Origin of the sequence: Lyngbya sp. CCY1209, from assembly GCF_035615495.1 — a bacterium.
Taxonomy (GTDB): Bacteria; Cyanobacteriota; Cyanobacteriia; order Cyanobacteriales; family Microcoleaceae; genus Limnospira.
Map to the genome: position 1 here is coordinate 1 of NZ_JAJENU010000523.1, position 12,906 is coordinate 12,906.

Below are 12,906 nucleotides of genomic sequence, written 5' to 3' on the forward strand. Positions count from 1 at the left end.
TGTTAAAAATTTCGACTTTTTTTGAGAAACCCTTGCTTTTGCGCTTGACTTCCGGTATTATTTTAGATAATGGGAGTGGTGGCTGAAATAAAATTTTTGCAACCATCGCATTATTCGGAAGTATGTCAACACTATACCATAAATCGCGCCCCCTGTCAACCCCCTCGATCGCAAATTTTGAGCATTTCACAGTTCACAATTAAAAATCCAATTAAAAATCAAAATAAATGTAGGGCAATCCCCCTTCCGGGGCGAACAATAAAACCGCAAAAAAGCACAGGGGAACCAAAATCAATTTCACCGGCCAATTGAATTGAACCTTCAACCCCCGGCGAAATCCAGTGGCGATCGCCATCCCCAAAAATATCCCCCCCAAGATGACAACCAAATGAATCCGTTCGAGCCCCAACGCCTCCACATAAACCTTGTGGGCGAACTGAACATCAGCCGTGTGTCCCCACAAATGTCGCACCACCCACATCGAATCCTTCAAGTCCGGAAGTCGGAAGAAAATCCACGCCCCGAAAACCATCATTTGAGTCAAGAACCAAGATATAATAATTCCCGGAAACGTTCTCCAAATCCACTGCAAAGACAACCACTTCGAGCCCACATCCGTCAGGCGGTGAACCCCCAAAGCGACACCGTGCAACCCCCCCCAAACGATGAACCCCCACGCCGCCCCGTGCCAAATTCCCGCCACCAACATGACGATCAATAAATTCAGGCAAGTCCGCAACAATCCCGCCCTCGAACCCCCCAGGGGAAAATAAAGGTAATTTCGCAGCCAGTCACCCAGAGTCATGTGCCACCGCCGCCAAAAATCGGCGATGCTGGCGGTAAAATAGGGGGCATCGAAGTTTTCCGGCAAATTCAATCCCAGCAGTAACGCCGTCCCCCGCGCCAAATCCACATAACCGCTAAAATCCAAATAGAGTTGCAACCCGTAGGCAGCGACAGCCAGCCACAAATCCCCACTTCCGGCCCGTTGCAGGTTGTCGAAACTGAGGGCAACGAGAATCCCGATGCGATCGGCAAAAATGCCCTTTTTGATCGCCCCCATCGCCATCAGCCACAACCCGTCCGCGATTTGTTCGGGGACGGGAAATTTGAGACTTTTAAACTGATTTTCAAGGTGGTGGTAGCGGGTAATCGGGCCAGAGATAAATTTGGGAAATAGAAATTTGTAGCTCGTAAATTCGAGTAGGGAAGGAGTGGCGGGAGCGCCCCGGTAGACATCGATCAAATAGGCGATAATTTCAAAACAGAAAAAACTCAAACCCAGCGGCGGGACGATGTAACTGTCAGCCCAGACTGCCGCTGCTTCGATATTGGGAATCTCAAATATACCGCCGGCGATGGAAAGGAGAAATGGAACGTATTTGAAACCCAACAAAAGCAGGACGTTGACGATAATTCCGATCCACAGTAAAAGTAAACGGCGGCGGTTCCAGGCGACGTTGGCAATTTGCCAATTTTCCAGCGGTTCGCCGATGGAGAGCGCCAAACCGAAATTGAATAAAATGCAGAGTAATAATAGCGGGATATATTGAATTTGCAGGGTGGCATAAAAGAGCAAACTCGCCGCCAACAAAACCCCCAGCCGCCCCGATCGCCAAGGAATAACCCAGTAAATGACGAACAGAACGGCGAGAAATAAAGCGTAGGGGGTGGAAATAAAAGTCATAGAGCGCCGTGGGCGGGGAATAGGGAGTAGGGAATGGGGAATGGGGAATGGGGGGATAGGGACTCCCTGCGCCTCCTCCGCCCCCCTGCCCCCCTGCTCCCTCAAAGGAGTTACTGCACCGTGACGATTTGCTCGGAACTTTCGTTGGCCAAGCGATCGACCGATCGCACCGCGTAGGTTCCCGGCGACACGCTCACCGCCGTCGTATCGCGATCGAGCACCCGCACCAACTGCCAGCCATTGCTAAACTGCTGATACAGCGCCCACGATCGCACATCATTGGAAGTATCGGGATTCCAGCTAATCATCCCCGTACTCCCCTGCACCCCCGCAGGAGCCTCCGGCGGTTCATTATCCAACCACGGCATCGCCGGCGGTAACGCCGGAGTCGGATAAACCGCCGACTTGAAGATATCATTCACCCCGCCCCGGTTGTCCCGGAACATCTTCATGCTGAAAAAGATATTTCCCAACGACAACTGATTCGCCTTTTGGCGGGAAATCGCCACCTGCCGCTGAAACTCGCCCACGGACCAGCCGTTATCCAACTGGCTCAGATAATTGCCCGCGTAGACGTGGCGCCGCTGGGGGTTGTTTCGCACCCACCAATCCAACAACACCGGGTAACTCTGCTGAGGCGGATCGATGCGCCAGTACAGTTGGGGCGCCAGGTAATCCACCCATCCCCGTTCCATCCACAATTTCACGTCCGCATAGATGGCGTCGTACTGGTCCATCCCCACAATTCCCGGCGCCTTGCCCGGACGGTAAATGCCGAAGGGGCTGATCCCGAATTTTACATCGGGCTTGATCGCCTTGATCCCCTGGGCCAGTCGCCAGATCATCTGATTGACATTATCCCGCCGCCAGTCCGCCAGGGACAGGGTGCCACCCGCCGCCCGGTAGGCATTGTAGGTTTGGGAGTCCGGGAAGGAAACGCCCGACTTGGGATAGGGGTAGAAATAATCATCCATGTGGATGCCGTCCACATCGTAGCGCCGGACGATATCCATCACCACATTGTAAGTGCGATCTTGGATTTCCTTCGCGCCCGGGTCCATCCAGATCAAATCCCCGTAGCGGTAGGCGTACTGGGGATAAACCGCCGCCATGTGGTTAGCCGCGAAGGGGGATTTTTCCGCGTTCAGTTTGGCCCGGTAGGGGTTCAACCAGGCGTGGAGTTCGATGTTGCGCTTGTGGGCCTCGTCGATCGCGAATTGCAGCGGATCGTAATAGGGCGCCGGGGGTTGGCCCTGGCGGCCCGTCAGCCAACTGCTCCACGGTTCAATTTGGGAGGCATAGAAGGCATCGCCATTGGGCCGGATTTGCAGCACCAGGGCGTTGAGGTTCAATTCCTGCATCCGGTTGAGGATAGCCAGGAGTTCAAATTTCTGCTGGGCGACGGACAGGCCCGGTTTGGAGGGCCAGTCGATGTTCACCACCGAAGCCACCCACACCCCGCGAAATTCCCGCTGGTGGGTGGGTTGTCCGGCTTGGGGATAGTAGCTCATTTCCGCCGCCGGTTGCCGGACGTCCTGCGCCAGGGTATCGAGGCGGGAGGCGATCTTTTCACCCGCCACGGCGCAGTGGGCCTGGACTTGGGTGAGGACAAATCCCAGGAGGATGCCGCACACCCAGATCCCGATTTGTCGCTGGAGGCGATCGATGCGGCGGGTCGGGGCGATCGCACTTCGGAACTGTCTGAATGGGTTAAACTGTCGGTTGGTCGATGTCATGGCTGCGATTGGGGTCGATCTCTTCTGCCTAAGTTCACTAATCTACCAGAGTATGGCCTTCCACTGGCTACTCCGGCGGCGAAATCGAGTCAGGACGCTTTTGTGCCTGTTGCGGGCATCCGTCCGGATCGCGGGTGCGATATCAGTTGGTATATTGATAGATGAGGTAAAATTTGATAAAGTTCGCAAGTGTTTCTATCCGACCTCTGTCGCGATCGAGTTAAGATGGCACTGTCCCAGAGTCCGGGAATTCTCGGGGCGATCTGAGGAATATCCACCCGGATTTGATCCGGTCGGATCGGGCGGGGAGGCTGTCAATTGTTTATTTTGGTGACTTTGAGGAGATGAATTACGATGAAGTCTAAGCTTTTAGGCGCATTGTGTGCGCTCATTGCGATCGGCCTGCCGGTTCAGGCCCTCGCTCAAATTGGAGTCGTGACCACGCCATCGGATTTCGACGTCAGGTACAAGCCCAAGGACGAAGGCGAGGACGATCCGAATCCCGATCGCGTCGATCCCCCCCGTTACTACACCTTGCCGGATTTGGAATTGCCGAACAGAACTTTGCCCGCCGCCTTCACCTATCCCATCCTTTACGAATTGGCAGTCGATCGCAGCATCACCAGCGATGCGGTGATCACGGACGAAGTGTTCATCGCCAACCTGACCCCCATTCCGAACGGCATCACCCTGGATGACATCCCCCGCCTCCGAGCCGAATACACCCGCCAGGTGGAAGAATGGGGCGAATTGGTTCAGGAGTGCCTGCGGCTCGACCCGCTGATCATCAAAACGGACACCGGCAACCCGGTACTGATCGCCCAACAGCCCGCCGGTACGATCTTTCTGAACGCCAACAACATTTCAGTGTGCCCGACGCGATAGCAACCGGTCAGTCCGCCATCGATCAACTTTAAACTTTTTTGACATTCCCTGCCCTCACCGGGCGGGGAATGTTTATTTATTGAAGATGGGGAGAAAAAGTGAGAATTGAGAGCGATCGATTCATCAGCCTTTTTCCCTTTCCGACACTCTCATTCGAGATGTGGCGGGTGAGATTGAAAATTGCTATGTGGGGAATTGAGTCCCACCGAACGACATGAAAATACGCAGACGAACGATCGCCCTCTTGTTGCTGTTCGGGTTGGCGTTGGGAATCGCCACCTGCAATATTTCCCCCTCCTCCGTGGACTCGGGCGTCGGCGACCGACCCTTCCGAGTCTGGTGGCAGCAGGGGTTCTATCCCGAAGAAACGCAAGAGATCCGGCGTCTGGTCGCCGAGTGGGAGGGCGAAAACGGCATCCCGGTGGAACTGACGTTCTACAGCGACAAAGATATGCTCAAAGAGACCAACAACGCGATCGCCGCGGTCAACCCCCCGGATATGCTCTTCAGTACCGGCAAGATCGAACCCGCCATCCCCGGCTTCGCCTGGGACGATCGCCTCGTGGATGTCTCCGACGTCATCGAACCCGTCCTGGACCGCTACGACCCCGCCGCCCTCGAATCCGTCCGCTACGAAAACGCCGCCACCGGAAAAACCGCTTACTACGCCGTCCCCCTCAGCCAGCAAACCGTCCACCTCCACTACTGGAAACCCCTCCTAGAGGAAGCGGGAATGGCCGAGGAATCCATCCCCCGAAACTGGGACGAATTTTGGCAGTTCTGGAAAACCGCCCAGGAACGGTTGCGGCAACAAGGTCAAGAGGACATCTACGCCTTCGCATTTCCCCTGTCCACCGCCGCCAGCGATACCTACTTCATTTTTGAACACTTTTTGGAAGCCTACAACGTCCAAGTCGTCAGCCCCACCGGACAACTCCAGGTGAGCGATCCGAACGTCCGCCAGGGAATCATCACCGCCCTCACCGAGTATACCGACTTCTACACAGATGGGTACGTCCCCCCCAGTGCCGTCAATTGGGGCAACGCCGAAAATAACGTCACCTTCCTGAGTCGCGACGCCGTATTGACCGCCAACCCGTCCCTGTCCATCCCCGGTTCCCAGCGACAGGACCGGGCCACCTACTTCGATGCCCTGGCCACCATCGGCCGGCCCGACAAACCCGACGGCACGCCCCTGTCCTCCGTGGTCAGCATCAAAAAGGTTGTTATATTTAAAGAGTCTCAGAATCGGGAAGCGGCGAAAAGCCTACTCGCCTATCTGATCCGACCCGACAATTTAGCCGCATATTTGAAGGGTGCCCAGGGGCGCTATTTTCCGGTGATGCCAGAACTGCTCGACGATCCGTTTTGGACCGATCCCGAAGACCCCCATATTTCCGTGTCAGCCCGGGACTACCGCCAAACCCGATCATTTCCACAATCCTTCAATCCCGCTTATTCTCAAGTGCTTTCGGATAATGTTTGGGGTCGGGCAATCCGCGCCGTCGTCGCCGACGGAATCTCGCCGGAAGCCGCGGCCGATCGCGCGATCGCCGAGATCCGAGCCATCTTCTCCGATTGGGAACGACAATGAAATTCCTCAATCAAAGCCTGCTCTCCAAACTGGTGGGCTACTTTTTTCTCCTCTCCGCCTTCACGGTCGGCCTCGTCGCCTTCACGGTCAACATCCGGGCGCGGGACGCCCTGCAACAGTCCATTTTCGACCGCCTGCGGGTCGCCACCTCCCTCAAAGCCCACCAGGTCAACGAGTGGGGGGAACATCAGCGCCGCGACACCCTCACCATCGCCGGTGACCTCACCCTCCGCACCCAAGCCACCGTCCTCCTCGACCCCGGCGCGACGGAGGCGGAAAAAGAAACGGCGCGGACCGCCATCGCCCGGGAACTCGCCCACATCGTCGCCCTCCAACCCCAGATCGACCGCATCTCTTTATTGACCACCGCCGGCATGACCGTTCACTCCACGGACCCCGCCATCGTCGGCACCTACCAACCCCTGGGCAACACCACCACCTATTTCGACCGCATCGACTCCGATTACATCGTCCGCCCCAACTTCTACACCTCCCTCAAAACCGGGCGCCCGATGATGACCCTGGCCGCCCCCGTCCTCGCCGGGCCCCCTGAAACCGCCGCCGTCCCCGGCCCGGACGCGATCGGCTCGATTCAACTCCTGCTGCGAGATCTGGGATTCTACGACGGCCCCATCGACGAATTCCCCGGCTCGGAAACCGAAGCGGCGCTCCGGGCCGCCCAGGCCGCCTACGGACTCCCGGAAACCGGCGCACCCGACCCCGCCACCCGGGAACGGCTGGCCCGGGAAGCCTCCTCCCCCGATCCCGAGGACGGCGACCCCCGCATCGCCGTGGTCGCCGTAGACCTCAACTTGGACGGCATCGACGAGATCATCCGGGAGCGCAGCGGGTTGGGCAACAGCGGCCAAACCTACCTGGTTGGGAGCCTGGAAACCCACAGCGCCTTCATCTCCGGCGAAAAGATGGGGGAGGAACAGTTCGCCCGCGGCGTCACCAGCGACGCGATCGCCGCGGCCCTGCGGGGGCTAGACGGGGAGGGGCGCTACCGCAACTACGAGGGCACCCCCGTCATCGGCATCTACACCTGGCTCGAAGACCAGAATTTGGCCCTGATCGCCGAAATGGACCAGCGGGAAGCCTTCGCCCCGGCCGATCGCCTCGCCAAAGATATCCTGCTGCTGGGCCTGAGTTCCGTCACCCTGCTCCTGATCGCCGTGTACCTGCTCACCCGCAAGATCACCCGGCCCATCCTCGCCATCACGGAGGCGGCGCTCCAAGTTTCCGAGGGCAATTTGGACTGCAAGGCCCCCGTCTTGACCCGGGACGAAATCGGCATCCTGGCCCGGGCTTTCAACCAGATGATCCGGCAACTGCAACAGTCGAACCGGCAACTGGCCGAGTCCAACCAGCACTTGGAAGAGCGGGTGGAGGCGGCCACGGCGGAGTTGCAGGAAACCCTCGCCAACCTCACCTCGATCATCGACCACATCGCCGACGGCCTGCTGGTGACGGACGCGGAGGGCAAAATTACCCGCACCAACCCGGCCCTGGCCCGGTTATTTCAGTTGGGCGCCCTGGACTTGCGGGGGCAATTGTGTTCCCGGGTGTTCCGCAGCGATGTCGCCGACCTGGTGTTGCAGTCCAAGGCCCGACCCAAGGAGGTGTTTCAGGCGGAGGTGTCGCTGGCCGCCGATCGCATGGGGCAGGCGGTGGCGACGGGTGTCCTGAAGCAGGCGGCGGACAGTGGAGGAGAAGAAATTTTTATCGGTTCGGTGGTGCTGTTGCGCGACATCACCGCCGAAAAAGAGATCGATCGCATGAAGACGGATTTCATCTCCACCGTGTCCCACGAGTTGCGGACGCCGCTGACTTCCGTGTTGGGTTTCGCCAAGCTGATCCAGAAAAAACTCGACGACGTGATTTTCCCCCACGTCCAGACCCAGGACAAAAAGGTGCAACGGGCGGTGAAGCAGGTGGGCGGCAACGTGGACATCATCGTTTCGGAGGGGATGCGGCTGACGACGCTGATCAACGACGTCCTCGATATCGCCAAGATGGAGGCGGGGAAGATCGAGTGGCATTTGGAACCGCTCTCGGTGAATACTGTGGTCGAACGGGCGATCGCGGCGACGTCGGCCCTGTTCGAGTCCAAACCCATCGAGTTGGTCGTCCGGATGGAAGAACACCTGCCGGAAATTCGGGGCGATCGCGACAAGTTGATCCAAGTCCTGCTCAATCTGATCTCCAACGCCGTCAAATTCACCGAAACCGGCTCGGTGACGCTGCGGGTAAAGGCCGCCGACGCCCAAATTCAATTCGCCGTCAGCGATACGGGCTCCGGCATCGACGAGGCGGACCTTCCCAAAGTGTTCGAGAAGTTCAAACAGGTGGGCAACACCCTCACCAACAAGCCCCAGGGCACGGGTTTGGGACTGCCGATCTGCAAGGAAATTGTCGAACACCACGGCGGCCGGATCTGGGCGGAAAGTCGGGTCGGGGCGGGGAGTACGTTTTTCTTTACCCTCCCCTGTCCGGAACCCGCGATCGCCTGCCGGGAGGTGAAAACCCTGGATCTCGCGTCCCTGATCGAACACCTCACCGCCGAGCCGGCCGTCCCCTCCGAACCCCTCGGGGAGCGGAAAAAGAGGATTTTGATCGTGGATGACGACCCGAGCATCCGGGAGCTGCTGCGGCAGGAACTCGACGCGGAGGGCTACCAGATCCGGGAGGCTCACGACGGCCGGGAGGCGATCGCCCGGGTCAAGCAAGAAAAGCCGGATTTGGTGATTTTGGATATCATCATGCCGGAGATCAGCGGTTTGGACGTGGCGGCGATTTTGAAACACGACCCGGACACCCAAAAGATCCCGATTTTGGTGCTCTCGGCCGACGAATCCCTCGACCGCGGCTATCGGGTGGGGGTGGATAAATACCTGACAAAGCCGGTGCCCGAGGACGTTTTATTTCGGGAGGTGAAGACTCTGTTAGCCCGGGGAGAATCCCCCAAGCGGGTGCTGATCGTCGATCGCGACACCTCCACCGTCGAGGTCTTGAACGAGGTGCTGCGGGCTCAGGGATATCTGGTGACGCAGAGTCCCGACGATGACGGGGAATTCCTGCCCCACATTCGCTCTCTGAAGCCGGATTTGGTGATCGCCAACGCCCAGTTTTCGGAGAAGTACAATTTGGTGAAAAGTTTGAGATTTGAAAAGGAGTTGGCTAATATTTTTCTGTTTCTTTTGGAGGAACCCCGGGGGGAGAATGAAGGTTAAATTGAAGCGGATTTTGGCCCGACCCGAGGTCTCGTCTTTGCTGGGTGAGATGTTGAAATTGACGGAAACTCCAATTTGTATTGTGGATGGAGGGGGGAACTGTTTGCTCGGCGATCGCGACGGCAGTGCGACGGCCCACCCCATTTTGTTGCGGGGGGAACCCGTCGGTTGGGTGGAAGGGCCGGAAATGGCGGCGACGGCAGCCTCCCTTTTGAGCTATTTGGTGGAGCGGGAGTGGGAGTGCAAAACCCTCGCCAACGAGACTTTGGAGCGGTACAAAGAAATTAACCTCCTCTACCGGGTGTCCGAGAAATTGAGTGCGGTTTTGGACTTGCAATCCCTGGCCCGGTTGGTTTTGGAGGAAGCCATGCAAGTGATCGGGGCGACGGGGGGGTTCGCCATCAGTTGCGACGAGGAAACCCAAACCTGCGAGACGATCGCGATCGCCGGTGAGACTCCCGACATCAGCCGCCATTTGGGAGAGAAAATTGCCACTTCCATTCCCCAATTCGGTCGGCCGGAAATTGTCAACGACATCGCCTCCGACGGGCGCTTTTTGTCCTTCAATTCCGAAATTTCCGCGTTTTTATTTTCTCCTTTGAAAAACTACGACCGCATCCTGGGAGCCCTCGGACTCCTCAGCAGCCGGGAGGTGGCGTACACCGCCAGCGATTTGAAATTGTTGACGGCGATCGCCTCCCAAGCCGCCAACGCGATCGAGAACATCCGCTTTTACGAATATCGCCTCCAGGAGGAGCGGATCAAGGCAAATTTGGAACGCTATATGTCCCCCCAGTTGGCGCGGGCGGTCATCGATTCCAAGGAGGAAAATCTCCTCAAAAATTGCAAGAAAAATTTGGTGATTTTATTTTCCGATATCCGCAATTTTACCAGCAAATGTGAGGAATTGCAACCGGAAAAAATGGTGGAATATTTGAATATTTATTTCGAGTCCATGGTCAACGTGATTTTCGACCACGGCGGGACGGTGAATAAGTTCGTCGGCGATATGATCGTCTGTATGTTCGGGGCGCCTGCATCCCTGGAGGAGTGCGAAAAACGGGCGATCGAGGCGGCGATCGGAATGCAAGCTCGCCTGAAAACCATTCCCAACGATTGGATTCGAGAGAATTTTCGGACGGGAATCGGCATCAGTTCCGGGGAGGTGGTGGTGGGCAACATCGGGTCGCCCCACCACGTCGATTATACCGCGATCGGCGACCAGGTGAACGTGGCGTCCCGCCTGCAATCCCTGGCGAAGGGTGGACAAATCTTGGCGGGACGTAGTATATATGATGCCACCCGCCACCATTTCAATTTTCGAGAGGTCGGTATCGTGAAAGTTAAGGGGAAAAAGAACAAAATCGAGGTGTTTGAAGTATTATATTAACAGACTAAGGGAAAGTTTCATGGCTCCGAAAATTTTAATTGTAGATGACGAACCCCACATCCGGCTTCTACTCGAACAGACGCTGGAGGATCTCGAGGATGAGGGGGTGGAGTTGTTGGTCGCCGAGAATGGCGAGGACGCTTTGGCGATGATTACAGAACAAAAGCCGGAATTGGTGTTTCTGGACGTGATGATGCCCAAAATGAACGGCTTCGAGGTCTGCGATCGCGTCAAAAATCAGATGGGTTTGTCCGAGATTTATATTATCATGCTCACGGCAAAAGGGCAGGAGTTCGACAAGCAGCAGGGGGAAAAAGTCGGCGCCAATTTGTACATGACCAAACCTTTCGACCCCGACGAGGTTCTGGATAAGTCGATCGAAATTTTGGGACTCTCGCAATAAAAAAAAGGAGCATCTGCTCCTTTTTTAGTTAAAAATGGGTCGGTGATTTTAGGCGTCGATTTCCCAATTCAATCCCCGCTTGACTTTTTCGATCAAGTTGTCGGTGTTGGCGATCGTCAGATCCCGCATTTGGGTGAGTTCTTCCGTCTGTTCCTTTGAAGCTTGAAGCAAGACCAACAGCGAACGCTCTTTCGGTAATTGCATGACTTGTTTGTGGTTCTCATATCGGTTATAACTCAAGTTATTATTATTCCTTCCGGACTTGCATTCAATCCAGAGAACTTTATCGTTGACAAGAAACAAAAAATCCAGTTCAAATTTGTCTCCATTGGCAAACTCAAGCTGGGGATTTATCAGACATTCATAGTCAATATTGTTCCGGTCAAAAAGTTCATCGATCTCGGCATAAATGAACTGTTCAAACCAGATTCCATTGAAAAAATTGAGGATTTCGGACTTGCGATCGACTTTTCCAGTAATCTTGCGTTTTTTTCGGTCGTAGTGATATTCAGATAGAAAGCTGAGATTGTAGAGATTGTGACCGGACTGGGTAGAATTGGAAATCTCCAATTGACTAGAATTTGCCAGGTTGAGATCGAAGGCTTGGTTGTGTGGAATACTTCTGACGATCGCTTGATGTAGCCTTGCCAAATTAGGGTAATTTTTTCCCAGTTTCACCGCCATCTTATTCATCGGCGTATCTGAGGGATTGGGTTCGCGACTACTCAGAACTTTAATATTGAGTTGTTCTAGGTATTGTCGTAATTGTGTAGACTCCGGTATTTCCGGTATTTTATATTTCTCTATAAAGCCCCCATTATTGACAGTGTTATCACGACCGTTTTCGTCATTGCAGTCACGATGTTCCCCCGGAGGATGAGCGGGAGGATACTGTATGAGTAAGTCAATAATTTGAAACATTATTGCTTTCAGATTTTGGTCGTCTTTAGTATGATCGTGCAAGGCATCTTCTAACTGGGATGAAATCTTAGACAGGCGTTTAACTTCGGTTTCGAGAGACCGCTTTAACTGTTTCAACTCTCCTCGAAGTGTGTCGATCTCCGAATTCGGATTGATTTGTGATGGGGCTTTTGCCGGAAATAAATCGGAGCTATTTTGACGGCTTTCGAGAGGATTCAATACGATCAACTTATCCGGATTATGTAGTGGGACTCGATGGGCAAGCTGCCAACGTCCTTCCCGGGGTTTATATATTTTTATGAATTGTATTGATTTCACATTAAACCGACAGTTATCGATATATTTAAAAATGGCTGCCCCGACGGTTTGAGCCGAAAAAATTTCCGATTCGACATAAAAATTGAGTTCTCCGCCATTGAAGGTAAATTTCGTGACGATTTTTTTAGACCGTAGCTTTTGCCGAATCAGCGAACCGATCGCATTCACATCACCCTGTTTCGCCAGATCGAAGGTCGATAAAATACTGGTCATACCGCACTCCCGGTTGATTATTGTGTCGCCGAAAAACAATTGTTATTCAGGCTATAGTCAAATTTTAAGGCGACTCCCATCGAGCCGACAATAGTGAAATTACGGAACATTTTGCCCTCCGATGCCCAGTTCGGGAGTCACCCTCAGTAAAAATACCGATCGCCGGAGAACCGCGAAAATGTTTCCATCGAGAGAATCTAACTTCAGATATATTGACAAATATTGACATTTGTTTATATTATTTAATATTTTTTTTTAAAATTTTGCTAACGCCCACTCTCAGGCGATTTCGGCGGGCGGAAACGGTCGCGGGTGAAACGGCGACGGTGACGGTCGAGACGGTCGCGGCGGGCAACTCTCCCCCGCAAAGGATAAAATTGGGCGGCAAACCTTAAGGTTAATTATAGGTTTGAGTCGGCAGAAATGTCGCAATTTGTAGATAAAATTAGAATGAAATCGTTTCTTGAGCATCAAGTTTTGAATCTCGGACTCGACCCCATGTTATAGACGAACAGACCACCTTCAC

The 12,906-nt window shown here is 54.7% G+C and carries 9 protein-coding genes; 6 read left to right on the forward strand and 3 right to left on the reverse strand.

The annotated features are described in order from the left end of the window. Positions 1–211: 211 nt before the first annotated feature. The gene (locus LKE08_RS17100; protein ID WP_324705458.1) at positions 212–1,687 is read right to left on the reverse strand and encodes an MBOAT family O-acyltransferase; all 1,476 of its coding nucleotides are present in this window, start codon (positions 1,685–1,687) and stop codon (positions 212–214) included. Between the two features lie 110 nt (positions 1,688–1,797). Beyond that, positions 1,798–3,423: a family 10 glycosylhydrolase gene (locus tag LKE08_RS17105; RefSeq protein ID WP_324705459.1), complete on the reverse strand. Its 1,626-nt coding sequence runs from the start codon at positions 3,421–3,423 to the stop codon at positions 1,798–1,800. A gap of 354 nt (positions 3,424–3,777) precedes the next feature. Here LKE08_RS17105 and LKE08_RS17110 point away from each other — a divergent pair, with 354 nt between their 5' ends. The 5 genes from LKE08_RS17110 to LKE08_RS17130 all read left to right on the forward strand — a co-directional run bounded on the left by LKE08_RS17110 (position 3,778) and on the right by LKE08_RS17130 (position 10,928). Next, entirely contained in the window at positions 3,778–4,308 is a 531-nt protein-coding gene (locus LKE08_RS17110) for a hypothetical protein (RefSeq protein ID WP_324705460.1), read from the forward strand. Positions 4,309–4,522: 214 nt separating this feature from the next. Continuing rightward, positions 4,523–5,902, forward strand: coding sequence for an ABC transporter substrate-binding protein (locus tag LKE08_RS17115; protein ID WP_324705461.1), 1,380 nt, complete (start codon positions 4,523–4,525; stop codon positions 5,900–5,902). Continuing rightward, positions 5,899–9,135 (forward strand): ATP-binding protein, encoded by a 3,237-nt coding sequence (locus LKE08_RS17120; protein ID WP_324705462.1) that lies wholly within the window; start codon positions 5,899–5,901, stop codon positions 9,133–9,135. The genes LKE08_RS17115 and LKE08_RS17120 overlap by 4 nt, the downstream gene beginning before the upstream one ends. Continuing rightward, on the forward strand, positions 9,125–10,525 hold the full coding sequence (locus tag LKE08_RS17125) for an adenylate/guanylate cyclase domain-containing protein (protein WP_324705463.1): 1,401 nt from the start codon (positions 9,125–9,127) through the stop codon (positions 10,523–10,525). The genes LKE08_RS17120 and LKE08_RS17125 overlap by 11 nt, the downstream gene beginning before the upstream one ends. Before the next feature lie 19 nt (positions 10,526–10,544). Then, entirely contained in the window at positions 10,545–10,928 is a 384-nt protein-coding gene (locus tag LKE08_RS17130) for a response regulator (protein ID WP_324705464.1), read from the forward strand. A gap of 48 nt (positions 10,929–10,976) precedes the next feature. On the opposite strand, the gene LKE08_RS17135 is transcribed toward LKE08_RS17130, so the two are convergent. Continuing rightward, the gene (locus tag LKE08_RS17135; RefSeq protein WP_324705465.1) at positions 10,977–12,380 is read right to left on the reverse strand and encodes a Card1-like endonuclease domain-containing protein; all 1,404 of its coding nucleotides are present in this window, start codon (positions 12,378–12,380) and stop codon (positions 10,977–10,979) included. 263 nt (positions 12,381–12,643) lie between these two features. Here LKE08_RS17135 and LKE08_RS17140 point away from each other — a divergent pair, with 263 nt between their 5' ends. Continuing rightward, entirely contained in the window at positions 12,644–12,775 is a 132-nt protein-coding gene (locus LKE08_RS17140; protein WP_324705466.1) for a hypothetical protein, read from the forward strand. Positions 12,776–12,906 lie beyond the last annotated feature (131 nt).